At 40.2% G+C, this 26,035-nt stretch carries 27 protein-coding genes and 1 other annotated feature; of the genes, 19 read left to right on the forward strand and 8 right to left on the reverse strand.

Going from position 1 to position 26,035, the window contains the following annotated elements:
- The first annotated feature begins 62 nt into the window (after positions 1–62).
- The 3 genes from NSS76_RS05695 to NSS76_RS05705 all read left to right on the forward strand — a co-directional run bounded on the left by NSS76_RS05695 (position 63) and on the right by NSS76_RS05705 (position 2,844).
- Positions 63–1,013: an ABC transporter permease gene (locus NSS76_RS05695; protein WP_024426486.1), complete on the forward strand. Its 951-nt coding sequence runs from the start codon at positions 63–65 to the stop codon at positions 1,011–1,013.
- A gap of 33 nt (positions 1,014–1,046) precedes the next feature.
- Positions 1,047–1,946 carry an oligopeptide ABC transporter permease gene (opp4C, locus tag NSS76_RS05700; protein WP_341082665.1) on the forward strand — a complete coding sequence of 300 codons (900 nt, stop codon included), beginning with the start codon at positions 1,047–1,049 and terminating at the stop codon, positions 1,944–1,946.
- A gap of 145 nt (positions 1,947–2,091) precedes the next feature.
- A complete protein-coding gene (locus tag NSS76_RS05705) occupies positions 2,092–2,844 on the forward strand; it encodes a YjbA family protein (protein WP_024426484.1) in 753 nt (250 codons plus the stop codon).
- Between the two features lie 35 nt (positions 2,845–2,879).
- Here the strand turns inward: NSS76_RS05705 and trpS are convergent, their stop codons facing one another.
- On the reverse strand, positions 2,880–3,875 hold the full coding sequence (gene trpS / locus NSS76_RS05710) for a tryptophan--tRNA ligase (RefSeq protein WP_024425046.1): 996 nt from the start codon (positions 3,873–3,875) through the stop codon (positions 2,880–2,882).
- Between the two features lie 53 nt (positions 3,876–3,928).
- Positions 3,929–4,149, reverse strand: a binding site (T-box leader).
- A gap of 482 nt (positions 4,150–4,631) precedes the next feature.
- On the opposite strand from trpS, the gene NSS76_RS05715 reads away from it, so the two are divergent.
- The 8 genes from NSS76_RS05715 (at position 4,632) to spxA (ending at position 11,962) form a co-directional block, all read left to right on the forward strand.
- The gene (locus NSS76_RS05715; RefSeq protein WP_024425045.1) at positions 4,632–6,269 is read left to right on the forward strand and encodes a peptide ABC transporter substrate-binding protein; all 1,638 of its coding nucleotides are present in this window, start codon (positions 4,632–4,634) and stop codon (positions 6,267–6,269) included.
- A gap of 116 nt (positions 6,270–6,385) precedes the next feature.
- Positions 6,386–7,330, forward strand: coding sequence for an ABC transporter permease (locus tag NSS76_RS05720; protein ID WP_024426481.1), 945 nt, complete (start codon positions 6,386–6,388; stop codon positions 7,328–7,330).
- Between the two features lie 3 nt (positions 7,331–7,333).
- Positions 7,334–8,251, forward strand: a complete 918-nt coding sequence (locus NSS76_RS05725) for an ABC transporter permease (protein ID WP_024425043.1) — start codon at positions 7,334–7,336, stop codon at positions 8,249–8,251.
- A gap of 12 nt (positions 8,252–8,263) precedes the next feature.
- Positions 8,264–9,343, forward strand: coding sequence for an ABC transporter ATP-binding protein (locus NSS76_RS05730; RefSeq protein ID WP_024425042.1), 1,080 nt, complete (start codon positions 8,264–8,266; stop codon positions 9,341–9,343).
- Between the two features lies 1 nt (position 9,344).
- Positions 9,345–10,265, forward strand: a complete 921-nt coding sequence (locus NSS76_RS05735) for an ABC transporter ATP-binding protein (RefSeq protein ID WP_024425041.1) — start codon at positions 9,345–9,347, stop codon at positions 10,263–10,265.
- Positions 10,266–10,369: 104 nt separating this feature from the next.
- Positions 10,370–10,657 (forward strand): hypothetical protein, encoded by a 288-nt coding sequence (locus tag NSS76_RS05740; RefSeq protein ID WP_341081232.1) that lies wholly within the window; start codon positions 10,370–10,372, stop codon positions 10,655–10,657.
- A gap of 137 nt (positions 10,658–10,794) precedes the next feature.
- On the forward strand, positions 10,795–11,373 hold the full coding sequence (locus NSS76_RS05745) for a GNAT family N-acetyltransferase (RefSeq protein WP_024425040.1): 579 nt from the start codon (positions 10,795–10,797) through the stop codon (positions 11,371–11,373).
- 193 nt (positions 11,374–11,566) lie between these two features.
- Complete coding sequence (gene spxA, locus NSS76_RS05750; protein ID WP_003211421.1) at positions 11,567–11,962, forward strand: transcriptional regulator SpxA; 396 nt, start codon at positions 11,567–11,569, stop codon at positions 11,960–11,962.
- 39 nt (positions 11,963–12,001) lie between these two features.
- Here the strand turns inward: spxA and NSS76_RS05755 are convergent, their stop codons facing one another.
- Positions 12,002–12,667 (reverse strand): TerC family protein, encoded by a 666-nt coding sequence (locus NSS76_RS05755; protein ID WP_103132097.1) that lies wholly within the window; start codon positions 12,665–12,667, stop codon positions 12,002–12,004.
- Positions 12,668–12,930: 263 nt separating this feature from the next.
- Here NSS76_RS05755 and mecA point away from each other — a divergent pair, with 263 nt between their 5' ends.
- The 4 genes from mecA (at position 12,931) to pepF (ending at position 18,568) form a co-directional block, all read left to right on the forward strand.
- A complete protein-coding gene (mecA, locus tag NSS76_RS05760; protein ID WP_341081237.1) occupies positions 12,931–13,596 on the forward strand; it encodes an adaptor protein MecA in 666 nt (221 codons plus the stop codon).
- 87 nt (positions 13,597–13,683) lie between these two features.
- Complete coding sequence (gene cls, locus NSS76_RS05765; RefSeq protein WP_044334757.1) at positions 13,684–15,204, forward strand: cardiolipin synthase; 1,521 nt, start codon at positions 13,684–13,686, stop codon at positions 15,202–15,204.
- 162 nt (positions 15,205–15,366) lie between these two features.
- Positions 15,367–16,527: a competence protein CoiA gene (locus NSS76_RS05770; RefSeq protein WP_341081243.1), complete on the forward strand. Its 1,161-nt coding sequence runs from the start codon at positions 15,367–15,369 to the stop codon at positions 16,525–16,527.
- A gap of 214 nt (positions 16,528–16,741) precedes the next feature.
- Positions 16,742–18,568, forward strand: coding sequence for an oligoendopeptidase F (gene pepF / locus NSS76_RS05775; protein ID WP_281733681.1), 1,827 nt, complete (start codon positions 16,742–16,744; stop codon positions 18,566–18,568).
- 106 nt (positions 18,569–18,674) lie between these two features.
- Here pepF and NSS76_RS05780 read toward each other — a convergent pair whose 3' ends face one another.
- The 5 genes from NSS76_RS05780 to NSS76_RS05800 all read right to left on the reverse strand — a co-directional run bounded on the left by NSS76_RS05780 (position 18,675) and on the right by NSS76_RS05800 (position 22,093).
- The gene (locus NSS76_RS05780; RefSeq protein ID WP_024425034.1) at positions 18,675–18,848 is read right to left on the reverse strand and encodes a hypothetical protein; all 174 of its coding nucleotides are present in this window, start codon (positions 18,846–18,848) and stop codon (positions 18,675–18,677) included.
- A gap of 295 nt (positions 18,849–19,143) precedes the next feature.
- Positions 19,144–20,055 (reverse strand): ClpXP adapter SpxH family protein, encoded by a 912-nt coding sequence (locus tag NSS76_RS05785; RefSeq protein ID WP_024425033.1) that lies wholly within the window; start codon positions 20,053–20,055, stop codon positions 19,144–19,146.
- Positions 20,052–20,450: a globin domain-containing protein gene (locus tag NSS76_RS05790; RefSeq protein WP_008355333.1), complete on the reverse strand. Its 399-nt coding sequence runs from the start codon at positions 20,448–20,450 to the stop codon at positions 20,052–20,054. The genes NSS76_RS05785 and NSS76_RS05790 overlap by 4 nt, the downstream gene beginning before the upstream one ends.
- A gap of 275 nt (positions 20,451–20,725) precedes the next feature.
- Complete coding sequence (locus tag NSS76_RS05795; RefSeq protein ID WP_024425031.1) at positions 20,726–21,493, reverse strand: lytic transglycosylase domain-containing protein; 768 nt, start codon at positions 21,491–21,493, stop codon at positions 20,726–20,728.
- Positions 21,494–21,514: 21 nt separating this feature from the next.
- Positions 21,515–22,093 (reverse strand): CYTH domain-containing protein, encoded by a 579-nt coding sequence (locus tag NSS76_RS05800; protein WP_034282049.1) that lies wholly within the window; start codon positions 22,091–22,093, stop codon positions 21,515–21,517.
- Between the two features lie 235 nt (positions 22,094–22,328).
- On the opposite strand from NSS76_RS05800, the gene NSS76_RS05805 reads away from it, so the two are divergent.
- From NSS76_RS05805 to NSS76_RS05820, 4 genes are all read left to right on the forward strand, one after another.
- A complete protein-coding gene (locus NSS76_RS05805) occupies positions 22,329–22,694 on the forward strand; it encodes a UPF0738 family protein (protein WP_024425029.1) in 366 nt (121 codons plus the stop codon).
- 33 nt (positions 22,695–22,727) lie between these two features.
- Positions 22,728–23,357, forward strand: a complete 630-nt coding sequence (locus NSS76_RS05810; RefSeq protein ID WP_024425028.1) for a GTP pyrophosphokinase — start codon at positions 22,728–22,730, stop codon at positions 23,355–23,357.
- A gap of 63 nt (positions 23,358–23,420) precedes the next feature.
- The gene (locus NSS76_RS05815; protein WP_003211364.1) at positions 23,421–24,221 is read left to right on the forward strand and encodes an NAD kinase; all 801 of its coding nucleotides are present in this window, start codon (positions 23,421–23,423) and stop codon (positions 24,219–24,221) included.
- An 8-nt stretch (positions 24,222–24,229) separates the two neighbouring features.
- Positions 24,230–25,132 carry an RluA family pseudouridine synthase gene (locus tag NSS76_RS05820; RefSeq protein WP_044334770.1) on the forward strand — a complete coding sequence of 301 codons (903 nt, stop codon included), beginning with the start codon at positions 24,230–24,232 and terminating at the stop codon, positions 25,130–25,132.
- Positions 25,133–25,173: 41 nt separating this feature from the next.
- On the opposite strand, the gene prpE is transcribed toward NSS76_RS05820, so the two are convergent.
- The gene (gene prpE / locus NSS76_RS05825; protein WP_044334771.1) at positions 25,174–25,917 is read right to left on the reverse strand and encodes a bis(5'-nucleosyl)-tetraphosphatase PrpE; all 744 of its coding nucleotides are present in this window, start codon (positions 25,915–25,917) and stop codon (positions 25,174–25,176) included.
- Between the last annotated feature and the right edge of the window lie 118 nt (positions 25,918–26,035).

Raw genomic sequence — 26,035 nt, forward strand, 5'->3', positions numbered from 1 at the left:
AATAACATCATTTTGGCCTTTTTTTCACAGAATGGCGATCCGATGAAAAAGGAGTTGTGCATATGGTTACATATATCATTAGAAGGACATTACTCTCCATTCCCATTTTATTAGGGATTACCATCTTGTCCTTTGCCATTATGAAAGCAGCACCAGGCGATCCGATGTCACTCATGATGGACCCTACCATTAGTGCGGCAGACCGGGAAGCCTTTATTGACAAGTACGGCTTGAACGATCCTGAATATGTGCAATATATGAAATGGCTTGGCAATATGCTTCAAGGTGACTTTGGCACATCCATTGTCAAAAAGGGAACACCCGTGGCTGATTTGATTTTTGCCCGGCTGCCAAATACCCTCATCCTCATGATCTTTTCTACATTAGTTGCCCTGCTGATCGCCATTCCATTTGGTGTCCTTTCAGCAAAACGTCCATATACAAAGCTTGACTATGGTATTACGGTTACATCTTTTATCGGACTGGCTATTCCAAACTTTTGGTTTGGTCTCATCCTCATTATGGTTTTATCCGTGAACCTGGGTTGGTTTCCAACTGGCGGAGTTTCTACCTTGAATGCCGATTTTAATGTGTTAGACCGGCTCCATCATATCATTTTACCTGCCTTTGTTTTAGCAACGGCTGATATGGCAGGGCTGACCCGGTACACAAGGTCGAGTATGCTTGATGTGATGAGGCAGGATTACATTCGCACAGCAAGAGCGAAAGGCTTTAGAGAAAACAAAGTCATTTTTAAGCATGGTTTAAGAAACGGTCTTATGCCGGTCATAACGATTTTCGGATTGATGATACCATCTTTTATTGGCGGCGCAGTCGTGGTGGAACAAATCTTCACCTGGCCTGGACTTGGAAAGCTGTTCATTGATTCTGCCTTTTCGAGAGATTATCCGGTCATTATGGCAATGACCGTTATTTCCGCAGTGCTTGTGGTGGTTGGAAATTTAATAGCGGATATTTTATATGCGATCGTTGATCCGCGTATTGAATATTAGAAGGGAGCTGAAGCACAATTGGCACAGCCTAATATGGGAACACCTCCTGTTGATATCAAATTAAAGGAGGGCCTTCCGCCAAAGCCTGAGACGATGCTGCGTTTGTTTTGCGAGAAATTTTTCAAAAATAAATTGGCGGTTGCCGGCTCCGTGATCTTATTGATCATTATTTTTTCTGCCATTTTCGCTCCAGTGATCGCTCCATATGCACCAGAACAGCAAGATTTATTGAAGCGGCTCCAGCCGCCGAGTGCTGAGCATTTTATGGGCACTGACAAGTTTGGCCGCGATATTTTCTCAAGGGTGCTATATGGCGCGCGGGTCTCTTTGTTGGTTGGTTTCGTTTCAGTGGTCGGTGCAATCACCATTGGCACTGTCGTTGGCGCGGTCGCGGGGTATTTCAAAGGGTTTGTTGATTCCTTGTTAATGAGGTTTGTGGATGTCGTCTTGTCGATTCCAGACATTTTTCTATTGATCACGCTCGTCACCATTTTCAAACCGGGCATTGATAAATTGATTTTAATCTTTGCTTTGACAGGCTGGACAACAACCGCCAGGCTCATACGCAGTGAATTCTTATCACTTCGAACAAGAGAATTCGTCCTCGCGGCGAGAACCATTGGAACGAAAAATCATGTCATCATCTTTTCGCATATTTTACCGAACTGTATCGGTCCTATTATTGTATCAGCTACATTAAAAGTAGGCTCCGTCATTTTAGCTGAATCAACACTCAGCTACCTTGGCTTTGGTATTCAGCCGCCAACAGCAAGCTGGGGCAACATGCTGCAAGATGCACAAAATTTCTCGATTATGGTGCAAGCGTGGTGGTACCCGCTTTTCCCAGGTTTACTCATTTTGCTGACTGTTTTATGCTTTAATTTTTTAGGAGATGGGCTGAGAGATGCGCTTGATCCTAAAAAGCTGAAATAAAGTTTAAAGGGGCTCTGCGGTTCCTGAACGAAAGAAAGACATGAAGCCATCATTCGCTCAGCTTGAAGTTTGATAAAGTTGGAATAATTTCTCTATCCCTTGCCCATACTGTGGACAACAGTTTTTATAAAGTGAGGGATTGGTTATGTTATTTCTTCATGACGTATGGGTGAATTGGTTTGAAGGGGAAGAAAATGGCTACAATGTGTGTCATTTTCATGAGTGGCGTAAGGAGGACAGCGTTGAACTGTTAGATCAAGTGCCTTTACTTAAGGTGCAGAGCCCTTTGTTTGATTACATAGAGAATGATCTTTCAGAGCTGCCGAAGACACTGCTAGAGTCTGTATTTGAGAAATCCTACATTCGAAAAAATCATGAACGCCGTAAATTAGAGTATTGCTTTGTGGTCACAGACGGCATTCGAATTATTGCTGTAGATACGATTGGGTATTCCATACCTGTGAGAAAAAGCCGCTTGATCCCAAGGCAGGAGCAATTGGTCTATGAAATGGTGAAAGATGTAAAGGCAGAGGAATATGAATTTTCTAAAGACAGCCTTGAATCGACGAAAGAGTATCACATTCTATCACTGCCGCCGCAGCATATCAGCGGATTAACGAGAAAAGAAAGACAGCTGAAACAGCTGATGTTTATGGCGCTCGATCAATTAAAAGGGCTCAAAAACAGGGCGGAGATTGCGTATTGGTATACGGAATGGAACCCGCGCATGTACAACCAAATCAAACGAATGTCTTTCGAAGAGATTTGGAACATGCTTTACAATGAAACGATTGATGGGTGGTCAGAGAATCATTTAGCCTTCTGTGAAAAAATGATTAAAGGACAGCCTTTTTTCGAAAAGCTTTGGGAAATGGAAAACGAATCAAAAGTAAATTAGAAAAAGCTTGCAGCGAGTCGTGCTGCAAGCTTTTTTTATTTGCGTTTTCTGCCAAGACCCATCGCATTCTCCATTTTTTTCAGCATTTTGTTTGCTGCGCGGTTTGCTTTTTCAGCACCTTCGTCTAGAATACGGTCAAGCTCGTCTGATTCAATGAGTTCATAGTATCGATCTTGAATTGGTTTTAAAGCATCAACGACAACGTTCGCAAGATCTCCTTTAAACTCACCATATCCTTTTCCTTCGTATTTTTGCTCCAGCTCTGCAATGGATATGTTGCCTAATACAGAATAAATCGTCAGCAAGTTGGCAATTCCTGGCTTGTTCTCTTTGTCATACTTGACGATGCCTTCTGAATCCGTCACAGCACTTTTAATTTTCTTTTCAAGCTGCTTTGGTTCATCTAATAAGGTAATGAAAGATTTTTGGTTCGGATCAGATTTGCTCATTTTTTTCGTTGGATCTGTTAAAGACATAATCCGCGCGCCTTCTTTTGGAATTTTCACTTCAGGCACAGTGAAAATGTCATTGTACTTTCGGTTAAAGCGTTCAGCGAGCGTTCTAGTCAATTCAAGATGCTGCTTTTGGTCTTCTCCAACAGGGACTAAATCAGTACCATATAATAAGATATCGCCAGCCATTAATGGGGGATACGTTAATAGGCCTGAAACAACTGCTTCTTTACCAGCTGATTTGTCCTTAAATTGGGTCATTCTTTCTAATTCCCCAATATAAGCAACACATTGAAGCATCCATCCTGCCTGGGCGTGAGCAGGTACCTCTGATTGGATAAACAATGTCGCTTTCTCTGGATCAAGACCAACAGCTAAATAAAGAGCTGCTAAGCTTCTAATATTTTGGCGGAGAGCTAATCGGTCCTGACTCACTGTAATCGCATGTTGATCGACGACACAAAAATAGCCATTATAGTCATGCTGCAAATCGACAAATTGCTTCATTGCTCCAATATAGTTCCCTAATGTGACAGAACCGCTCGGCTGAATGCCTGAAAAAATTGTCTTCTTTGTCATACTAAAACCTCTTTTCTTCAATATAAAAAGGCCCACCCATCACTTTTCAACAGAAAAGGGACGAATGAACCGTGGTACCACCCTTGTTATTTCACATAGAAATCACTCAAGACGTTGATAACGGAGACTGCTCCGTCTAAGCCTACTCACTTTTTTAGAAGTGTTCGGTTAGCTGCTCCAAAGCCCATTCCATACATGCCATTATCTGCTTACACCGGCCGCAGACTCTCTGTAAATGGTGAATATATGTACTCTTCTTTTTCATCGCAACAATATGTCTATCTATTATAAAGGATGACCATGAAAAAGTCACGAAGCCATTATGTGACCTTCTCATCATGCCTATTGACACTTAAAATTTTAGATAAAATACTAAATGTCTGTCAGAATTTTTTAAAAAAGGATGATTAATTATATGTATAAAACATTATTCCTGCTGAATTTGTTAAATTATTTTAATCAATTTACGCTTTAATTTGTTGAAGTGATTGAGACTTTAGTTTATAAAAATCCCTCTTTATCCCCATTTACGTTTTTAAAAAATATATGAAATTGATATTGCAATAAATTATTCTATTCATTATAATGAATTTGTTCACACGTTTGTGCTAGGCTCTTTACATAGTGAAAATTCAGAAAAAACAAAAGAAATAGAAAGTAAGCTATTTAGGGACTTTTTTACGCTATTTCTTAAATCTGAATCTCATCTTCTATCGAGACCTTTGAACTAAAAACATATTATAAGGGGGAATACAGTTGAAAAAGCGTTGGTCTGTTGTTACTTTAATGCTTATTTTCACACTTGTATTAAGCGCTTGTGGTTTCAGCGGAAACAAATCAGGCGACAGCACGAGCAGTTCTGGAGAGGCTAAAACAACATTAAATGTGAATATCTCCACTGAGCCTTTTTCTCTACATCCGGGATTGGCAAATGATTCAACTTCAGGTAGTGTCATCCGTCAGACTTTTGAGGGATTAACAAGAATTAACGCTGAAGGAAAGCCAGAAAATGCAATGGCTTCTGATATCAAAACAAGTGCTGATGGTAAAACTTATACATTCACACTTCGTGATGCAAAATGGTCTAATGGTGACCCTGTAAAAGCAGAAGATTTTGAATATGCTTGGAAATGGGCATTAGATCCTAAAAATGAATCTCAATATGCTTACCAGCTTTACTATATTAAAGGTGCTGAAGCAGCAAACAAAGGGAAAGCGAAAGTTGCTGATGTTGGCATTAAAGCTAAAGACGACAAAACGCTTGTAGTTGAGCTAGAGAACCCAACACCGTTCTTTACTGAACTAACTGCATTCTATACTTATATGCCAGTCAACAAAAAAGTGGCTGAAAAGAATAAAAACTGGTACACAAATGCTGGTGAAAACTACGTATCTAACGGACCATTCGTTCTTTCTAAATGGAAACATGGCGGTTCTATCACGCTTGAAAAGAACAATGAATACTGGGATAAAGATACTGTGAAATTGAAAAAAATCAACATGTCTATGATCAAAGATACAAACACTGAACTTAGCATGTTCAAAAAAGGCGAGCTTGACTGGGCTGGTTCTCCGACTGGAAGCCTTCCAACTGAGTCTTTAAAAACATTGAAAAAAGAGGGCGGTCTGAAAATCCAGACGATCGCTGGTATCTATAACTACAAATTCAACACAGAAGTAAAACCTTTGAACAATGCAAACATCCGTAAGGCCCTTGCATACTCAATCAACCGTCAAGCGATCGTTGACAAAATTACGCAAGGTGAACAAGTTCCAGCAATGGCAATCGTTCCACCAACAATGGAAGGTTTCACAGATAACAAAACTGGCTACTTCAAAGATCATGATGTAGATACAGCTAAAAAGCTTCTTGAAAAAGGTGCGAAAGAATTAGGTTATAAGTCTGTTTCTGATCTTCCAACATTGAAACTTTCTTACAACACAGATGAAGGCCACCAAAAGATTGCACAAGCAATTCAAGAAATGTGGAAAAAAGATTTAGGTGTGAAAGTTGAACTTGATAACTCTGAGTGGAACGTATACATCGACAAAATCCACAGCGGAGACTACCAAATCGGACGTATGGGCTGGTTAGGTGACTTCAACGATCCAGTGAACTTCCTTGAGCTTTACAAAGATAAAGACGGTGGAAACAACGACACTGGATGGGAAAGCAAAGAGTACAAACAATTGTTGAATGATTCTGCAAAAGAAACAGATAAAACGAAGCGTGAAGAAATGCTGAAAAAAGCAGAAGAAATCATCATCAACGATATGCCTGTAGCACCAATTTACTTCTACACTCAGCTTTGGGTACAAGATCCAAAACTTAAAGGTGTAGTTGTATCTGGACTAGGTGATGTTCAATACAAATGGGCACATTTCGAAAAGTAAGAGTCATAGTGTAAGAGATCTACGGCAAGGATCTTAAGGTATATGGAGGATGTCTCTCCATATACCTTTCTTGCTGATTAGAGAAATTGTTGTAAAATCATGGAGGTGCAATTCCGTTGCTTAAATATATCGGTAAGCGATTAATATATATTTTAATCACACTGTTTGTTATTGTAACTGCAACTTTCTTTCTCATGCAGGCAGCACCTGGTGGTCCATTCTCTGGTGAGAAGAAACTTCCTGCTGAAATTGAAGCAAACCTAAACGAGCACTACGGATTGGACAAACCCTTATTTGTTCAATATGTAAGCTACCTAGGTTCAGTTGCAACATTAGATTTTGGTCCCTCATTTAAATATAAAGGACAAACTGTAAATGACTTAATCAGTTCTGGATTCCCCGTTTCCTTTACCCTCGGAATTGAGGCAATTCTCCTCGCATTAGCATTTGGTGTATTGTTTGGGGTCCTTGCAGCGCTCTATCATAACAAGTGGCAAGACTATACGATTGCCATTTTAACGATCTTTGGAATTTCAGTTCCAAGTTTCATTTTAGCGGCGCTACTACAATATGTATTTGCATCTGAGGCAAGTATTATAGCGATCTTCCCAGTTGCAGGATGGGAGTCTTGGGCAAGCACCGTACTACCTTCTATTGCACTTTCCTTCATGCCAATGGCATTTATCGCTAGACTTGCACGGTCAAGTATGCTTGAAGTACTAAATAGTGACTACATTAGAACGGCTAGAGCGAAAGGATTAACAAAATCTGCTGTGACGATCAAACACGCCATCCGAAACGCATTGTTACCTGTTATCACATACATGGGACCAATGGCTGCTTCAGTTTTAACAGGTAGTTTTGTCGTTGAGAAGATTTTTGGTATCCCTGGATTAGGCTCTCACTTTGTCACAAGCATTACAAACCGTGATTACACCGTCATCATGGGTGTTACAGTCTTCTACAGTATTATTCTATTAATCAGTATTCTAGTCGTTGACGTCCTCTACGGTATTATCGATCCTAGAATTAAACTGACGAAGGCGAAGAAAGGGGTCTAACACATGGAAGAGATGAGAAAAGATTTATTTGTGCCTGCGACAGCTGACGCAGCAGAATCTGAAAAAATTTCTAAACCTAGTCTATCTTTATGGAAGGATGCCATGCTTCGCTTCCGTGCCAATAAACTTGCAATGGTTGGACTTACAATCATTTTTATTATTGTGATGCTGGCCATCTTTGTTCCGATGTTTTCTAAATATGATTACTCCACGACCGATTTGCTGAATGCTGACCAGCCGCCTTCAAAAGAGCACTGGTTTGGTACAGATGATTTAGGACGTGACATGTTTGTCCGTACATGGGTCGGGGCAAGAATTTCGATCTTCATCGGTCTTGCTGCAGCGGTCCTTGACGTGATCATCGGTATTATTTGGGGAAGTATTGCTGCGTTCAAAGGCGGCCGTACAGATGAAGTAATGATGCGTATCGCAGACGTTTTATGGGCAATTCCAACACTATTAATGGTTATCTTAATGATGGTTGTTCTGCCAAAAGGATTATTAACGATTATCCTCGCCATGACAGTCGTAGGCTGGATTAACATGGCACGTATTGTTCGGGGACAGGTTTTACAATTAAAGAGTCAAGAATACGTTCTTGCAGCACAAACATTAGGTGCGAAAACATCTAGACTTTTATTTAAACACTTAATTCCAAACTCAATGGGACCAATTCTTGTGACGATGACATTAACGATTCCTTCTGCTATCTTCACAGAGGCATTCCTAAGCTACCTAGGGCTTGGTGTACCGGCTCCGTTAGCGAGCTGGGGAACAATGGCGTCTGACGGAATTCCAGCCATGACGTACTACCCTTGGAGATTATGGTTCCCAGCCGCATTTATCTGTATTACAATGTTTGGTTTTAACGTGGTTGGAGACGGACTAAGAGACGCTTTAGATCCGAAGTTGCGTAAATAAGGAGTGATTAGGATGGAACGTGAACGTATTCTAGAGGTGAAAGACCTTGCAATCTCATTTAAAACATATGGTGGAGAGGTTCAAGCCATTCGTGGTGTGAACTTCCACTTAAATAAAGGCGAGACACTTGCTATTGTAGGTGAATCTGGCTCTGGTAAAAGTGTGACATCACAAGCGATCATGAGATTAATTCCGATGCCGCCGGGTTATTTCAAGCGTGGACAGATCCTGTTTGATGGCCAAGATATTGTCAAGAAAACTGAGAAACAAATGCAAACCATTCGAGGAAAAGATATCTCAATGATCTTCCAAGATCCGATGACATCTTTGAATCCAACGATGAAAGTCGGGAAACAAATTACAGAAGTGCTGTTCAAGCATGAACAAATTTCAAAAGAAGCGGCTGAAAAAAGAGCCATTGAACTATTGGAGCTCGTTGGAATTCCAATGCCTGAAAAAAGAATTAAACAATATCCGCACGAATTTAGTGGCGGGATGAGACAAAGGGTTGTCATCGCCATGGCGCTTGCAGCAGATCCAAAGCTGCTGATTGCCGATGAGCCGACGACTGCACTTGATGTAACAATTCAAGCACAAATTTTAGAATTAATGAAAGAAATTCAGCAAAAGGTTGACACTTCGATTATCTTTATTACGCATGATCTAGGTGTTGTTGCCAACGTCGCTGATCGTGTAGCTGTTATGTATGCAGGACAGATTGTGGAGACAGGGACTGTCGATGAAATTTTCTACAATCCTAAGCATCCGTATACATGGGGACTTTTAGCATCCATGCCGAGTCTTGACACAGATGGCGGAGATGAAGGAAAGCTGACTGCCATTCCAGGAACACCGCCAGATCTGACAAACCCGCCGAAAGGAGATGCATTTGCACTCCGCAGCGATTATGCAATGAAAATTGACTTTGAACAAGAACCGCCAATGTTCAAAGTATCAGATACGCATTATGTGAAATCATGGCTACTTCATCCGAATGCACCTAAAGTTGAACCGCCTGCTTCTGTAAAGGCGAGAATGCGTGAACTAGAAGGTAGCTACGAAAAACCTGTATTAGTAAAAGAGGGTGAATAGCATGGCAGAAAAACTGTTAGAAATCAAAAATTTGAAACAGCATTTCCATACAGCAAGAGGAACTGTGAAAGCAGTTGATGGGGTTTCATTTGATATTTACAAAGGTGAAACGCTTGGTCTTGTAGGTGAGTCTGGTTGTGGTAAATCCACTACGGGCCGTTCGATCATTAGACTTTATGATGCGACAGATGGTGAAGTTCTTTATAAGGGAGAAAATGTACACGGGAAGAAATCAAGACAAAAAATGCTTGAGTTCAACCGTCAAATGCAGATGATCTTCCAAGATCCATATGCTTCACTCAACCCTAGAATGACAGTGCTTGATATCATTGCAGAGGGCATCGACATTCATGGCCTTGCAAAAACAAAACAGGCGCGTAAAGAGCGTGTGTACCAATTACTTGAAACTGTTGGCTTGAACAAAGAGCATGCGAACAGATACCCGCATGAATTCTCAGGCGGTCAAAGGCAGCGTATCGGAATTGCACGTGCATTAGCAGTAGAGCCGGATTTCATCATCGCCGATGAACCAATCTCTGCATTAGACGTGTCGATCCAAGCGCAGGTCGTCAATTTATTGAAAGAGCTTCAAGAGGAAAAAGGTTTAACGTACTTATTCATTGCCCATGACTTGTCCATGGTAAAATACATCAGCGATCGTATCGGCGTGATGTATTTCGGAAAATTGGTTGAGCTGGCACCAGCGAATGAATTATACGAAAACCCGCTTCATCCATATACAAAATCATTGCTGTCTGCGATTCCGCTTCCAGATCCTGATTATGAGCGTAACCGCAAACGAATCAAGTATGATCCATCTGTTCACAAAGGAACAAACACCGAGTTCCGTGAAGTGAAGCCAGGTCACTTTGTGAGCTGCACAGAGGAAGAATTCAAAGAGCTACAGGCGAAACAATCATAAGAAGGAAGAAGCACTGCTAAGTCAGTGCTTCTTTTTTTATTTTACAAAAAAACAAGATGATGGTAATTTTTAGTTAAGTACAAGCAGATACCGGAGGAAATCATATGTCCATTTGGAAAACTTATCGTTATTCATTACTTCATGTTCTCATTGTATTCATGCTTTTTTCAACGTCTTTTTTCAGGAAACCAAACGGAGGAAAGTGGATGCTCGCGTTTATGGTGCTCATTGGGATTGTGTCTTTTTCAGTGGAATATATGCTTAACCGAAAGACAAGCGGTCAGAAGCAAGAAGCGCGGCGTGTAAAATATCTTTATTTCATCATGCTTCAAATTGCGATGACACTTATCCTGTTTGTCTGCATTCAACTCGTCATGAATCGTTCGTTATAAAACTTTTTTTGCGTTAATTGAAAAAAAGTGAAACTACTTTAGACTTTGCTGCGTCTTACTAGTACAGGCGTTTAAATAGCAGGAAATCGGGAATATCTAAGGAAGTGGTTCTTAACTATAGCATAAGGAGCAGATCCATGAATTGGTATGAAAAGCTCAGTGAATATTTCCCGATAGAAGAAATGAAGTCAAAAGAGCATATGGAAGCTTTATTAAAGGAAAGAAGTGATATTTATCATAAGGAGGAAGGACCTCATCATGTGATGATGTACGCCGAATTTGATTCTTTCATCTTTATTGATTATTTATTTGTTTCCAAAGATGCAAGAGGTGAAGGCCTCGGGTCAAAGCTTATTCATAAGCTGAAGGAAAAAAAGAAACCGATCTTGCTTGAGGTCGAGCCTGTAGATGAAGATGATGCAGATACTGCAAAACGCCTAAAGTTTTACCAAAGAGAGCACTTCAAGCATGCAGAATCAATCGGTTATAAACGCAGGTCACTTGCAACAAATGAAGTGAACCGCATGGAAATTCTTTATTGGTCGCCTCTTACAAATCATGAGGAAGAGATCATGGAAGCCATGAGGAAGACCTATGAACGAATCCATACGTATAAAGATGAAGAATGGTATGGACAATCGTATGAGGATGTTGATGATGTATTGAAGATCATTGAAAATAGAAAGCAAAAAAATATTTTCGATCATCTCGACTAAATGAGAATGTTCTGACATCAAGCAGCACCACAAAATGAATGAAATTGTCTAGTTTTTGTCACAAAAATTGCAAGAAAATCTGTTCACACTTACTTTTTTATAGTATAATCACTATAAAGATTACTTATTTAGAACAATTTTAATTTAAGAATACAGATCAATATTCATTCTACAAATTGAGGAGTGAAGATTTATGGTAACATTATACACATCACCAAGCTGTACATCATGTAGAAAAGCAAGAGCGTGGTTAGAAGAGCACAATATTCCATATCAAGAGAGAAATATTTTTTCTGAGCCTCTTTCAATCGATGAAATCAAAGAAATTCTTCGAATGACAGAAGACGGTACAGACGAAATTATCTCAACACGTTCAAAAGTATTCCAAAAACTAAATGTCAATGTTGAGACAATGCCGCTTCAACAATTGTATAAACTAATCAATGAGCATCCAGGTCTATTGCGTCGTCCAATTATCTTGGATGAAAAAAGATTACAAGTTGGGTACAATGAAGATGAAATTAGACGTTTCTTACCAAGAACGGTTCGTACATTCCAACTAAGAGAAGCTCAGCGACTTGCTAACTAATAAAAACACGAAAAGCTGCCGATCATTTGGCAGCTTTTTTTATTTGTTTTCAGCCGTTTGTTCGTAAAAGAGGCTGGCTAATATGACCACTATGACGGTTAAAAACGGAAGCATCAATTCAAGCGTGGCATGCTGTGACATAAATTCAGTCAATTTCACATCACGCACAATCATTTCGCCGCCAGTAAAGGCCAAAAGCGCACTTCCTCCGTATAAAAGAAACGGAAATTTAGTTAAAGCCGCATGAATCAGCTTGCTTCCCCAAATAATAATCGGTACAGAAATCATGAGGCCGAAAGCGGTCAGAATCATGTTGCCTTTTGCTGCACCTGCAACTGCGATGACATTATCAAGTGACATAAAGAGGTCGGCAATCACAATGGTTTGAACCGCACGCCAAAGGGAGCCGCTGCTCTTAATCCGAATCGATTCCTTCTTTTGTTCAATTAAAAGATTGTATCCTATATAAAGGAGAAAAAGACCGCCAATAAACTGCAAATAAGGGATAGTCAATAAATAAACTGCGGCACCCGTCATTGTAATTCTCATCAGAACGGCCAAAAGAGTGCCGATCCAAATGGCTTTATTGCGTTTGTCATGTGATAAACTGCGACTGGCCATCGCAATGATGAGCGCATTATCTCCGCCTAAAATCAGGTCTATGCCAATAATCATCAGTAAGGATACGATCCACTCTGTTTCCATCCATTTCACCTCTTGTCCTAATAGAGCTCGTACAACCAATATATGAAGACAATTCAAATATATGTTTCTGCAAGTTTTCTCTGCAAAAAATGCGTTTTTATTTCTTTTATTCATGTTTTATCATAAAATAGACAGTACGAAGCAATACCTCAATTCTTTAAACGGTTAACATGTAGACGGAACGGGTAAAGTGTAGTAAAGTACTATTAATTGGGAGCTTGTATGTCCCTTCAACATCTTATATAGAAGGGAAGGTTGGCAAAATGGAAATCGAAAGAATAAATGAACATACAGTAAAATTTTATATTTCCTACGGTGATATTGAAGATCGCGGATTTGACCGTGAAGAGATTTGGTATAATCGTGAGCGCAGTGAAGAGCTGTTTTGGGAAGTAATGGACGAAGTGCACGAAGAAGAAGAATTTGCAGTAGAGGGGCCGCTTTGGATTCAAGTACAGGCACTTGATAAAGGTCTTGAAATTGTCGTGACAAAAGCCCAACTTTCTAAAGATGGACAAAAGCTCGAATTGCCGATTCCAGAAGATAAAAAAGATCAAACAGATGAAGAAAGCTTAGATGCACTGCTTGATGATTTTCATAAAGAAGAGCAAGATCAAGAAGACCATAATGATAAGGACAAAAAACTTCAACTTCAATTCGTGTTGAAAATGGATGACTTTGAAGATTTGATTGCACTTTCTCAATTAAATATGCAGGATTTTACCACAAGTTTATATTCGTTTGAAAACCGTTATTATCTATATGTTGACTTCCACGAGGATTTGTCAGATGAGCAAGTGGAAAATAAGCTCAGCATTTTGCTTGAATATGCTCATGAATCAGTGGTCAGCATCTACAGACTGAAAGAATACGGTCAGCTGATTATCGAAGGGAATGCCCTTGAAACGATTCAACAGCACTTCTCGTAACTAACAAAAAGTCGATTTCTATAGAGGAATCGGCTTTTTTATCTGAATGAATAGGTAAATAAAGAGATCGGCAAGGAGAAAAATGAAATGAGAAATGTAGTCAAAGTTCTATTTTTTCTAATCATTACGATAGGTGCTTATTTAATCATCCAATTGATTGTCGGTGATTTAGCGGTAAGTGTATTAAGTTCTGTCAGTGTTCTATTTACTTTATCGATTATTTTCATCGGATTTGTTATTTTCTTGGAGAACCGGAATCCGTCTCAAACGATTACATGGCTTGTCCTGCTTGGCAGCTTTCCGTTATTCGGCTTTTTGTTCTACATTTTCTTTGGACGCAATATTAAAAAGCGCCGGCTGTTTGAAAAGAAGGCGGTATTGGACGAGAAGTTAATCCAGGAAGATGAAAATATCCATAGAGAAGCAATTGAAAAAATGACGCATATGGGTGATCATCAGCAGCTCTTATTTAAGCTGGCCCACAGACTTGGACATACTCCTATTACATATCGCACGTCCTCTAAAGTCTTAACCAATGGTGAAGAAACATTCTCTCATATTTTTGAAGAGATTAAAAAAGCAACACATCACATTCATTTAGAATATTACATTCTCCGCCACGATGACCTTGGCCAAGAATTAAAGGACATTCTCATTGAAAAAGCGAAAAATGGCGTGATTGTCCGCTTTTTATATGACGATGTAGGAAGCTTAAAACTTTCTCGTCAATATATTGCTGACCTAGAAAAGGCTGGCGTTCAGATCGTTCCGTTTTTACCAGTAAGGCTCCCCCTTTTAAATAATAAAATCAACTTCCGAAATCATAGAAAAATTGTCGTAATTGATGGGGAAGTGGGATTTGTCGGCGGGCTTAACATTGGAGACGAATACATGGGCAGAAGCAGACAATATGGATTCTGGCGTGATACTCATTTGATGATTAAGGGCGAAGCTGTTCGTGACCTCCAGCAGATTTTCATGCAGGATTGGTATTATATGACGAATGAAAGATGCTCTGGTGTGGACTATTTCAAAGATTTCAGCCACCTTGAGAGTACAACAGAAGGCGTACAAATGATTGCTGGCGGGCCTGACAAGCAGTGGGAGGTCATTAAAAATCTCTTTTTCTCCATGATCATCTCCGCCAAAAAATCCATCTGGATCGCTTCACCGTATTTTGTGCCGGATGATGATATTTTGTCCGCATTGAAAATTGCCGCATTGAGCGGAGTAGATGTACGGATTATTGCTCCAAAGAATCCAGATAAACGGATTGTTTTCCATGCGTCTCGTTCTTACTTCCCGGAGCTTCTTGACGCAGGGGCAAAGGTGTACGAGTATGATCAAGGCTTTATGCATAGTAAATTTATTATTGTGGACAGCGAGCTGGCTTCGATAGGAACGGCAAACATGGATATGAGAAGCTTTCATTTGAACTTTGAAGTGAATGCCTTCCTCTATAAAACAAAAAGCACCGAGAAGCTCGTCAACGATTTCTTAGGTGATTTAGAGCAGTCACATGAAATTGTTCCTGAAGAGTTTGCAAAGAGACCTTTGGGGGTCAGACTGTTTGAATCAACAGCAAGATTATTATCACCACTTTTATAAAGATTGTATTTTCCCCCTTTTCTATAAGGGGGATTTTTAATTTTCCTGAAGAGATGATCATTAAAATCATCTTTTGACACGGTAAAAATTCATTTTGCCTTTTCGCTTCCTTATAGACGAACAAGCTATAATACGGTCATCAAAGAGCGAGGGGCGAACTGAATGAATACAGCAATGATGGATAACGGTAAGCTTATCCGAATGACACATCATTTATCGAAAAGCCGTCTGGAGCATGTAAGAAAGACGTGCAAATTTTATTGTCCTGAGTGCAGGGAGGAGGTGCAATTAAAGCTAGGGGAGCATCGTGTCTATCATTTTGCGCATAAACAGCTGACAGCATGTCCGTTAGCCTCAGGCGAAACGGCTTATCATCAGGCAGGAAAGGAAGCTATTATGAATTGGCTGAAGGAGCTTGGACATAAACCAGCGCTTGAAAAGTATATGTCAAAGATTCATCAGCGTCCTGATGTGACCGTCTCTATAGGAAATGAAACCTATGCAATCGAATTTCAATGTGCAAATATTTCCCGGCAAGAGCTTCGCAGAAGAACAGCAGGTCTCCGCGAGGCAGGGCTCTTTCCCATATGGATGATAGGGGCAAATCGTTTAAACCGAAAATCTGCCCAGCTTTTTTCTTTCTCCTCCATTCATTGGGGAATTTTAAGGGAATCAGAGGAAAGGCGGTTGATTTTTTTCTGCCCGATCCAGAATAAGTTCATCCATCTTGATCAATTCCTTGTGTTTCAATCAACGAAAATATGTGCGGCAATGACTGTCAGACCACCTTCAGCATACCGCGAAATTCCGGCATTTCTATCTCCGCCTTCAAGCAAGCGTCAAGTAAACCAACAATGGATTAAATGTATACAGCAATTTAGGTTGCGTCCTCCTCGCATTTTATCAAATGAAAGCAAACGTTTGAGAAATATTTTTTATGAGCATCATCAAACAGCATTCCCTTTTTTGCCAACTGAATTATTTATTCCAGTGCAAGAAGCGTATATTTTTACAAGTCCCGTGTATGTTTGGCAGGGGTGTCTCTATGATTGGATGATGAGGAAAAAAGGAAGCGGAAGAGTGACAATTCAGCAGCTAATGATGGAAATCAATCGATGTGTGCAAATGAAAGAAGTGAAACTCCGATATGGCGATGTTTCAAGAGAAGAAATAAAAGAGGTGGTCACTGCATATGTAAATGCGCTTGTAAGACAAGGGTTTTTACATATGACGAAAGAGGGTAATTATGAAGTATCGTCGAATCAAATGCCTATACGAACACTAGATGAAGTGTTAAAACGAGATGCTTTCTTATTTCATTAGCATGTTTCATCACCACTTTGATCATGATAAGAAAAAGGTGGTGCTGCTATTGAATCAAAAGAAACGCTTTTTTCTCATTTTTTTAGTCTGTTTGGTATTTATTTCTGCATATGATTTGACAAATATAGTTCAAAACAAAGAAGATAAATACAACACCAATTTCTTTCACTTTCCGAAAGGTTGGTTCAACACAACTCAAGCAAGGGGGATTCATATGACTTCACAAAACAAAAACAATCATCTACCAGACAGAAGCGAAGTAAAAGAAGAAAACAAATGGCGTCTTGAAGATATTTTTGAAAGCGTCGATGCATGGAACAAGGAATTCGAAGCGGTCAAAAAAGAAATTCCGAAGCTGGCTCAGTTTAAAGGCAAGCTGGCCCATTCTGCTGATGTCCTGTATGAAGCCCTAACCTTTCAGGATCAACTTTCTGAAAAGCTTGGCAAGCTTTATACATATGCGCACATGAAATACGATGAAGATACTACGAACTCATCCTTTCAGGCGTTAAATGATAAGGCATCAAATCTATTTACACAGCTGTCTAGTACATCTGCTTATATTGTTCCAGAGATTTTATCGATTCAAGAAGATAAATTGCAGCAATTCATACTAGAAAAAGAAGAATTAAAACTGTACTCACATGCTCTCGAAGAAATTAATAAAGAGCGTCCACATATTTTAAGTGAGGAGCAAGAAGCTTTATTAGCTGAGGCCTCTGAACCACTTTCATCTTCATCTACTACTTTTAGTATGTTTAACAACGCCGACATTTCTTTTCCTTCTGTAAAGGATGAGAATGGGGAGGAAAAGAAGATTACCCACGGCAACTTTATCACATTTTTAAATAGTGATGATCGTGAAGTGAGAAAGAATGCCTTTAAAGCTGTGTATAAAACGTATGATCAGTATAAGAATACACTTGCTTCTACACTGAGCGGTTCAATTAAGAAGGATAATTTTTATGCAAAAGTACGAAATTACAAATCGGCAAGAGAAGCGGCATTATCACGAAACAGCATCCCGGAAGAAGTGTATGACAATCTAATTGATACAGTTCATCAATATTTACCGTTATTACACCGTTATATTGAATTACGTAAAAAGGTATTAAAGCTTGATGAAGTGCACAATTACGACTTGTACACACCACTTGTGAAAGATGCTGGCATGAAGCTCACCTACGATGAAGCAAAGGATTATATGCTGAAAGGGTTAGCCCCATTAGGAGAAGAATATGTGTCCGTGTTAAAAGAAGGACTCGAAAATCGCTGGGTAGACGTTTATGAGAATAAAGGGAAACGAAGCGGTGCTTATTCATCTGGGAGCTATGGTACAAATCCATATATCCTCATGAACTGGCAAAATAATATTGATAATTTGTTTACACTGGCTCATGAATTTGGGCATTCTGTACACAGCTACTATACAAGAAAGCACCAGCCATATCCGTATGGAAACTATAGTATCTTTGTAGCTGAAGTGGCTTCCACTACAAATGAAGCGTTACTAGGCGAATACCTGCTTAATCATTTGGACGATAAAAAGCAGCGTTTGTATGTGTTAAACCACTTGTTAGAAGGATTTAGAGGAACGGTATTTAGACAAACGATGTTTGCTGAGTTTGAGCATCTTATTCATGTGAAAGCACAAGAAGGAGAGGCTTTAACGCCAGAATTTATGACGAACCTTTATTATGACCTGAACAAGAAGTACTTTGGTGACGGTATGGTGGTTGATAAGGAAATCGGATTAGAGTGGACGAGAATCCCTCATTTCTATTACAACTATTATGTGTATCAATACGCGACAGGCTATAGCGCGGCGCAGGCATTAAGCAAGCAAATATTACAAGAAGGAAAACCAGCGGTAGAGCGCTACACCGATTTCCTTAAAGCAGGAAGCTCTGATTATCCAATCAATGTGCTGAAAAAAGCAGGGGTTGATATGGCTTCTAAAGAACCAATCGAAGCAGCATGTCAATTGTTCGAAGAAAAACTAAAAGAAATGGAAGAGCTCATCTCCAAAACAGGTGAGTAATGAAAAGACTTCTGTCAGACGTGTGAGTGCTATCTCATCTTTTGACAGGAGTTTTTTTCTCATAAAAAAAGACCTCTTCAGATGTCGAGGCCGTTCCATGTCAATATCAACCTTTAAAACCTCTAAAGGTCTTACGGTGATTCATTCGATAAAGCGTAAAAAGAATCGAAGCAAATAAGAGTGGAGACGTCAAATAAAGAGGAAGCATCTTCATTAAGCCTAATATATTTAAAAAGAAACATAAGCCAATGGCAACAAGTCCAATAGTTGTGCTGCGCATGCAGATCCCCCCATTTTTTTGTTACTTTTACTATATGAAAGTGACAACCCTCTTATGTTTTGTGACAAAAATATGAACATATAGTATATCTGTTGTCATAAGTCGACAAAATTTGATATACTACAGATGTGAAATTAATCACATACAAACATTACCCCTTTGTTTGACCGTGAAAAATTTCTCCCATCCCCTTTGTTGTCGTTAAGACATAGTGAAACCGCGCTTATCCCGGCGCGGTTTCTTCGTATTTATAAACAGAACAAATGTTCTTGGTGAAGGTAAAGAAAAACATGGGTCAGCACCCATGTTCATTTTCACAGCGATAGACATCAAGATCTGTATGATGGTCATTCTCTTTATAGCGCCAAAACATTTCTTGCTGCACTTGGACACGTTCTACCTTTTGAGCGAAAGCCAGCTTCTTCATTTCTCGTTCAACTTCTTCAAGCGTCAGGTCATAGACAACGGCTATCTCTTTTGCGGAAGCAAATTGAAAGTAAGCAATAAACCATTCAATTGGAGGCCGTTCTGAAGGTGTTGGTTTTTCACCAATCATTTCAAAAAGGATTTCTTCGTATATATCATAAGAGTAGGCACCTGAAATTTTTAATCCTTCATCTCCATTTACGGTATTAAAAAAGGCGAAGGTCGGAAGCTCAGATACGTCCATTTCAGCTGCAATTTTCATATCACATTGCAGTGCTTTCACAGCACTTTGAGAATGAATGTCGCGCTGGAATTCCTCGATATCCAGTCCAGCACTTTTTGCATTTTCTATCAGCACCTGCTCACTTGTGACATCTTGCTGATGGCAAAAAAGTGATTCTTGAATGAGACGCAAAAACTTCATTCCGCATTTTCTGCCTTGAAGTTCCGCTGCTTTTAGTGCGAGTGAGGCGAGGTAGGGTGATGTCACAATTTGTTCAGACAGCATTTGTTCTTTTTTGGTCTGCGTTTTAGTGGCAAATTTCCCCCATGCTTCAGTCAGTAAATGTTTCTTTCTTTTCCGATTCAAAGCATTAATACTAGAACTTGTTACCGTTCGTAAAGTGAAAAAACGGCCATATTTCATTTTCAACTTTTTAATGGACGGCTCTAATAACCAGCAGTCTGGGCTTAGAGGATCAATGAATACATAGATTTCAATCGGCTTTTGAGGATGTCCGTGACAGTGTGAGAAATATTGATCGTGCGTATTGCAGCTCAAGATCGTCCATCCTTTTCAGGTGTTTGGTTGACCATATGACGAGCCGTCAGAGAAAGCCGTTCAAATAAAAAGTCACGAATATCGCCGGTTAATCCTACTTGATCCATTGCATCCTCCATGCATTCAAGCCATGCGTCAGCTCGCTCCTCAGTAATCGGAAAAGGGAGATGTCTCGCCCGCAGCATTGGGTGGCCATGCTCTTCTGTATAAAGCGGTGGTCCGCCTAAATATTGCGTTAAAAACTGTTTTTGTTTTCTTGCTGTTTCTTTTAAGTCATCCGGGAAAATAGGATGAAGCAAAGGATGACACTTTACATTTTCATAAAAAGTATCAACAAGTTGCGATAGAAGTTCCTCTCCAACCGCTTCGTAAGGTGCGTTAAACGATTGTACCATGTTGACTACTCCTTTTACTCGTAGTTAATAGGATGACTCACCCTATTGCGCATTTCATTTATTTCAAAAGTGATATTCAGTTTGTTCTATTTTATTGTTTCTATTCTTGTACTTATTTTAACAACCTCATCTCAATTCCACAAACAAACCGCTTTGGTCTGCTCGAAATAAAGAGAGAATCGGGTTCTGTGATCAATTGACCATATCATAACACATTCAGTCAAAAAAGGGGGAAAAGCGACATACAAAAAACCGAAGAGGTTATTCTCTTCGGTTTAAGCGAAATATTGAGCTGTGATTTTCTTTACATAATTTTGTGTTTCTTTAAATGGAGGAATGCCTCCGTATTTATCTACATTTCCTGAGCCTGCATTATAGGCAGCTAATGCGAGTGAGATATTCCCGTTATATTTATTGAGCATTTGTTTTAAATACTTCGTTCCGCCTTCAATGTTTTGGGATGCATCAAAAGCATTGTTGACGCCAAGTGATTTAGCAGTAGATGGCATGAGCTGCATGAGTCCAAGCGCACCTGCATGGCTGACAGCATTTGTGCGGTAGCCGGATTCCTGCTTGATGACCGCGTGAATCAGCTTTTCGGGAACGCCATGCTTTTGAGCCATTTGTGACACGATTTGATTAATCTCTTTTGAAGATGAGCCGCTGGAGACAGCCTTTTGAAGCGGCGGCGTGTAGCTGTTGTTTAAGACATTTCCAATGCCATTCGCTGTATTTAATTGGTTGTCATTTGCATACAAAGATTGAGCCTCAAGCTGATCACTGCCGGAAGTGGCAGATAAATATGGGTTTGTACGCGCATATTGCGTGTTCGGAGCCGTTGATGGGTCCGTGCCCATAAAAGCAGAGATGGAAAGCGGGAGACGTGATAATTCTGATCCGCCTAAAAAATCTTGCAGCAGCGACTGAAATGAAGCTTGGGCATTCGATTCTTGACCCGCAGACATTTGCGTTTGTGCTGGATCTGTCTGTAACGTTTTAAGCGCTTGAAGCTGCATAAAGGATTGAAGTTGATTGACGTTCATCATGTTCCTCCTTCAAGGAATTCATCTATTCTGTGTTTTCATTTTTTCTTCATAAAAACGAACGACTTTGTTTTTCGTGTTTCGTACTGGAATATGAAATTTGCGGAGCAATGCGGAGAAAGCGGCTTGTCCGATTTCCAGGTCGCTCACTTCAAATTCAAGTTCATAGTCCTCTACTGTTAAATATCGGCTGTGATCCAAAACAATTAAGCCTTCTTGGATCATTTTTTCTGCTCTTGACGTTTCAAGTGAACCAAAGTACACAATTTGATCCTTTTGAATGTTCAGGTGGTCTAATCTGTCCGCAACTTCACCTTCTGGCAGCTTAAAATCGTCAAGTTGAGAAGGGGGAGCGATCGTTTGGTGGGTTTCGAGCAAGCCTATTTCGTGAGGTTCCTTTAATGTGAGCACCCATTGACCGTTTTTTTCTCTCATTCTTAATGCAGCCAATTGAGATTTTATATCAAATTGAGGTGTATCAAAATAATAGTTGGTTTGCGTGTGGAAATCCGCATCCTTCAATTGAAAATGCTGTTTCAGCTGTTCAAATTCTTCTTTCATTAATAATTGCTTTAGTTCGATTTCAATTTCCTGTGCCATTTTGACATCAACCTTTCATTAGAGGAAATATGATTATTGTACATGAAGTGTGTTCACCATGTAAAAGACTGTTTTTTTCTCTCTATTTTCTTTAGGTATGGACCAAAATGAATGAAGAATCTTGGGAAAGGATCATTTAAAAGAGAAAAACAGGATTTTCTCAAAAAGTTCGGTTTATCAATATTGAACTTGATATGATAAAATAAAGCTGTACTTTGTTGTAAAGGAGATCATGATGCAAAACAGAATTGAAATCACAGAAGCAACTTTAAAAGAAGACAGGCTGATTTTGACAATCCAGTCAGAAGAGCAAATTCAAAAAGCAAAAGCATCAGGACAAATGCTTGTTGATTCTGATCACTTTGCGTTCGTTTACATACTTGAAACCGAGGAGTCCTTTTCGTATCTTATTTTAGGGGAACATACATGGGCTCCATTAAAAGAAGCAATGAATCGTGACATCCCTGTCTATTTGGCATCGGATGAATATTCGCTGGAACTCATTCAGCTTCAACAGGAATTACATTATTTAATCGACAATATTAAAGACAATGCCAATTACGGAGATATGGAAGAGAAAGTGAAAAGCACATTCCTCTGAAATAATTAGGTATATGGAATTGGGGGAAGTTTCATGGACAAAAAACAATGGGATCAATTCCTCGCACCGTATAAACAAGCAGTCGAAGAATTAAAAGTGAAACTAAAAGGCATTCGAAAGCTGTATGAATTCGAGGATGACCATTCACCAGTAGAATTTGTCACAGGCAGAGTGAAACCCGTTGCCAGCATATTAGAAAAGGCAAAGCGTAAAAACATCCCGATGCATGAGATTGAAACGATGCAGGATATTGCTGGGCTTCGCATTATGTGCCAGTTTGTAGAAGATATACAAGTCGTGAAAAAAATGCTTCAGTCACGTAAAGATTTTGTGGTTGTAGATAAACGCGACTATATTGCAGAACATAAAGAAAGCGGATACCGCTCTTACCACCTTGTTGTGTTATATCCGCTGCAAACCGTAAGTGGAGAGAAACAGCTCCTCGTCGAAATCCAAATTCGTACGCTTGCGATGAACTTTTGGGCGACCATTGAGCATTCTCTGAATTATAAATATAGCGGGAATATCCCGGAGAAGGTCAAGCTGCGCCTTCAAAGAGCATCTGAGGCAGCATCTCGTCTCGATGAAGAAATGTCCGAAATCAGAGGGGAAATTCAAGAAGCACAAGTAGCATTTTCCCGGAAAAAGAAAAACGACAGCTGAGCCAGTTTGATCAAATATGATGCTGCCCTCTCATAGCAGCAAGGTGAAAAAGGAGAAGAATTCATGAAATTTGCAGTTTCTTCAAAAGGGAATTCTGTATCTGACACGCTCAAAAGTAAAATTCAGACCTACTTATTGGATTTTGGTATGGAACTAAATGAAGAGGAACCGGATCTTGTCATTACGGTTGGTGGAGACGGCACCCTTCTTTATGCGTTTCACCGTTATAGCGACCGTCTAAATGAAACAGCGTTTGTCGGTGTTCATACAGGTCATCTTGGTTTCTATGCTGACTGGGTGCCGAGTGAAATTGAAAAACTCGTCTTAGCCATTGCGAAAACGCCTTATCATATTGTGGAATATCCGATCTTAGAAGTCATTGTCAGATACAACGACGGCGGCAGAGAAGAGAAATATTTAGCAATGAATGAATGTACGATTAAAAGCATGGAAGGGACACTTGTAGCAGATGTTGAAATTAGAGGCCAGCTGTTTGAAACATTCAGAGGTGACGGCCTTTGTCTGTCTACACCATCTGGCAGTACGGCCTATAATAAGGCACTGGGTGGCGCCATTATTCATCCTTCTATTAGAGCCATTCAGCTGGCAGAAATGGCTTCAATCAACAACCGAGTGTTTCGGACGGTCGGTTCACCGCTTATTTTGCCTGACCATCATACTTGTGTGATTAAACCGAGGAATGATGTCGATTTTCAGGTGACCATTGATCATTTGACACTGCTTCATAAAGACGTCAAATCCATTCAATGCCGGGTGGCAGACGAGAATGTCCGTTTTGCCAGATTTAGACCGTTTCCGTTTTGGAAAAGGGTGCAAGATTCCTTTATCGGAAAAGGAGAATAAGAAAGAGGTTGTTCCCGCTGGAATACTTTACGTTAAACAAAACCATAACAGCCAAAGAAGAAGGGCTGCTTTTAAAGGAATATTTAATTGATCTTGGCATTTCGAAAAGAATGATGACGGATATTAAGTTTGATGGCGGTGACCTCCTCATTAATGGAGAGCATGTTACCGTGAAGTGCGAGCTGCATGAAGGGGACAGACTCACCATTTTATTTCCCGAGGAAAAAGTGAGTGAAGGGCTGAAGCCTGCACCGATTCCACTTGATATTATATTTGAGGACGAGCATGTCCTTGTGCTGAATAAAAGGCCGTATATTCCTTCGATCCCTTCTCGGGAGCACCCTGCGCACAGTATTGCGAATGGATTACTGCATCATTATGCCAAGCAGTCTGTTAGGCATACGGTTCATTTGGTGAACCGTCTTGATCGTGATACATCTGGTGTCATGCTTGTGGCGAAGCATCGGTTTGCCCATAGCCTTTTATCAAAAGCGCAAAAAAGTGGAGCGGTTAAACGAACATACAGAGCCTTTACACACGGCATGATCACAGAAAAACATGGAACGATCGCTGCAAAAATTGCCCGAAAAGGGGATAGTATTATCGAGCGGATGGTTGATGATGCTGGGCAGGAGGCAGTAACGCATTATTCCGTGCGAGCGGTAATCGCTGAGTTGAACATGTCGGATGTGTCTCTCTCACTTGAAACCGGGAGAACACATCAAATTCGTGTGCATATGCAATTTCTTGGGCATCCGCTCATCGGAGATACGCTGTATGGCGGAACGACCGAGCGGATAGACCGGCAGGCACTGCATAGTGAAACCCTTGTGTTTCCTCATCCGATGACAGGTGAGCAAATGACATTTTCAGCCCCGCTTCCTGATGATATGAAATCATTGCTTTTTTAAATAGAGAAACCCGGTCACCTGCAGCGCAGGACCGGGTTTTTTTATGATGTGAAATGCTGAAATCTAGAATCGTCATAAGGCATGGATGAAGGAACGGAGACCGTTTTAAGCTCAGGGTATGTGAGGGCAGACAGCTTGTTGCCAAATACGCAGCCTGTATCAATATTGACCGTTCTGCCAACGAATCGAGGTTCTTTCACTGGTGTATGGCCGTACACAATCCATGGTTTTCCGAGATACTCTTTTGCCCAGTCCTTGCGAACAGGCCGTCCATCTGGCCATGTTTCTCCTGTGACGGCACCAAATAATAAATAGGACCGCATTTGTTTATTCGGCTTTTTTCCAATATCCTTTTCCTTCATCGCCGCGTGTGCAATGATCAGCTCATCAGGAATGAGTACATCATAAAGCGGAGCCTTCTCGAATAACTGCTTAAATTCATGTGACAATTTGTTTTGTTCATGGATTGGCAGTTTTTTTATTTCGTTCACTGTGGTTTCGATGCCATGAAGCAATTTGACGGGATTTCCTTTTAAGTAGCGATAAAGCTTAAAGCAGTGGTTGCCAGGTACATAGCGGATTGCGCCGTGTGAATAGGCATGAATGACAAATCGCATGACGTCTACTGACTGAGGCCCACGATCTGTTAGATCACCAACAAGGGCCAGCGTTCTCTTATCAGGATGGACGGGTAATCCATGTTTGAGTTCGTATCCTAGTTTGTGTATGAGGGTAAGCAGCTCTTCGTAGCAGCCGTGGATATCGCCAATAATATCGAATTTCATAAGGTTTCCTCCTGATTTTTTCATCCATTCATCGGATATAAAGAAGTTTGAATTTTAGAAAATATAACGAATGGCTTTCATTTCATTTGGGCAATTGTTAGAATCAATGCTTTAACGT

This window comes from Bacillus sp. FSL R5-0654 (genome assembly GCF_038008745.1).
GTDB classification, from domain to species: Bacteria; Bacillota; Bacilli; order Bacillales; family Bacillaceae; genus Bacillus; species Bacillus safensis.

What these genes read in the sequence shown, in the direction of transcription:
- NSS76_RS05695 (WP_024426486.1), top strand. Translation starts at nt 63, where the DNA reads ATGGTTACATATATCATTAGAAGGACATTACTCTCCATTCCCATTTTA.
- opp4C (WP_341082665.1), top strand. Translation starts at nt 1,047, where the DNA reads ATGGGAACACCTCCTGTTGATATCAAATTAAAGGAGGGCCTTCCGCCA.
- NSS76_RS05705 (WP_024426484.1), top strand. Translation starts at nt 2,092, where the DNA reads ATGTTATTTCTTCATGACGTATGGGTGAATTGGTTTGAAGGGGAAGAA.
- trpS (WP_024425046.1), bottom strand. Translation starts at nt 3,875, where the DNA reads ATGACAAAGAAGACAATTTTTTCAGGCATTCAGCCGAGCGGTTCTGTC.
- NSS76_RS05725 (WP_024425043.1), top strand. Translation starts at nt 7,334, where the DNA reads ATGGAAGAGATGAGAAAAGATTTATTTGTGCCTGCGACAGCTGACGCA.
- NSS76_RS05730 (WP_024425042.1), top strand. Translation starts at nt 8,264, where the DNA reads ATGGAACGTGAACGTATTCTAGAGGTGAAAGACCTTGCAATCTCATTT.
- NSS76_RS05735 (WP_024425041.1), top strand. Translation starts at nt 9,345, where the DNA reads ATGGCAGAAAAACTGTTAGAAATCAAAAATTTGAAACAGCATTTCCAT.
- NSS76_RS05740 (WP_341081232.1), top strand. Translation starts at nt 10,370, where the DNA reads ATGTCCATTTGGAAAACTTATCGTTATTCATTACTTCATGTTCTCATT.
- NSS76_RS05745 (WP_024425040.1), top strand. Translation starts at nt 10,795, where the DNA reads ATGAATTGGTATGAAAAGCTCAGTGAATATTTCCCGATAGAAGAAATG.
- spxA (WP_003211421.1), top strand. Translation starts at nt 11,567, where the DNA reads ATGGTAACATTATACACATCACCAAGCTGTACATCATGTAGAAAAGCA.
- NSS76_RS05755 (WP_103132097.1), bottom strand. Translation starts at nt 12,667, where the DNA reads ATGGAAACAGAGTGGATCGTATCCTTACTGATGATTATTGGCATAGAC.
- mecA (WP_341081237.1), top strand. Translation starts at nt 12,931, where the DNA reads ATGGAAATCGAAAGAATAAATGAACATACAGTAAAATTTTATATTTCC.
- cls (WP_044334757.1), top strand. Translation starts at nt 13,684, where the DNA reads ATGAGAAATGTAGTCAAAGTTCTATTTTTTCTAATCATTACGATAGGT.
- NSS76_RS05770 (WP_341081243.1), top strand. Translation starts at nt 15,367, where the DNA reads ATGAATACAGCAATGATGGATAACGGTAAGCTTATCCGAATGACACAT.
- pepF (WP_281733681.1), top strand. Translation starts at nt 16,742, where the DNA reads ATGACTTCACAAAACAAAAACAATCATCTACCAGACAGAAGCGAAGTA.
- NSS76_RS05780 (WP_024425034.1), bottom strand. Translation starts at nt 18,848, where the DNA reads ATGCGCAGCACAACTATTGGACTTGTTGCCATTGGCTTATGTTTCTTT.
- NSS76_RS05790 (WP_008355333.1), bottom strand. Translation starts at nt 20,450, where the DNA reads ATGGTACAATCGTTTAACGCACCTTACGAAGCGGTTGGAGAGGAACTT.
- NSS76_RS05795 (WP_024425031.1), bottom strand. Translation starts at nt 21,493, where the DNA reads ATGAACGTCAATCAACTTCAATCCTTTATGCAGCTTCAAGCGCTTAAA.
- NSS76_RS05800 (WP_034282049.1), bottom strand. Translation starts at nt 22,093, where the DNA reads ATGGCACAGGAAATTGAAATCGAACTAAAGCAATTATTAATGAAAGAA.
- NSS76_RS05805 (WP_024425029.1), top strand. Translation starts at nt 22,329, where the DNA reads ATGCAAAACAGAATTGAAATCACAGAAGCAACTTTAAAAGAAGACAGG.
- NSS76_RS05810 (WP_024425028.1), top strand. Translation starts at nt 22,728, where the DNA reads ATGGACAAAAAACAATGGGATCAATTCCTCGCACCGTATAAACAAGCA.
- NSS76_RS05815 (WP_003211364.1), top strand. Translation starts at nt 23,421, where the DNA reads ATGAAATTTGCAGTTTCTTCAAAAGGGAATTCTGTATCTGACACGCTC.
- prpE (WP_044334771.1), bottom strand. Translation starts at nt 25,917, where the DNA reads ATGAAATTCGATATTATTGGCGATATCCACGGCTGCTACGAAGAGCTG.